Annotated in this window: 1 protein-coding gene; it reads left to right on the top strand. The window is 58.0% G+C overall.

Annotated features, from left to right (window positions below; translation table 11 throughout):
- A partial coding sequence (locus Q1A75_RS24060; protein WP_299641559.1) for an IS3 family transposase occupies positions 1–502 on the top strand: 502 nt, incomplete at both ends.

Genomic DNA, 502 nt, shown 5'->3' with positions numbered 1-502 from the left:
CTGGTGCCGGATCGCGCCAATCAGCGCTGGTCACTGGACTTCGTGTCTGACGCGTTTGCAGATGGCCAGCGGTTCCGGGTGTTGTGCATCGTGGATGATTGTACGCGCGAGGCGCTGGCAACCGTCGTGGATCGTTCCCTGTCTGGTGCCCGCATGACCCGTGAACTGGATGAGTTGATGCGCAGGCGCGGCCAGCCGGACATGATCGTCTCTGACAATGGAACGGAAATGACATCTCACGCCGTGCTGAAGTGGTGTCAGGATACTGGCGTCGGCTGGCATTACATTGCACCGGGAAAGCCGATGCAAAATGCCTTTGTCGAGTCATTCAACGGTAGGCTGAGGGACGAATGCTTGAATGAACATATCTTTGGCAACCTCGCTGAGGCGCGGAAGATCATCGGGAATTGGAGGATCGACTACAACACAGAACGACCACACACATCACTCGGCGGGCTGGCTCCGGCTGTCTATGCCAATCTCAACCGTGCCGCACGGCCTG

It is taken from the genome of uncultured Tateyamaria sp. (genome assembly GCF_947504105.1).
GTDB lineage: Bacteria > Pseudomonadota > Alphaproteobacteria > Rhodobacterales > Rhodobacteraceae > Tateyamaria.
This window is presented reverse-complemented; position numbering and strand designations above follow the sequence as displayed.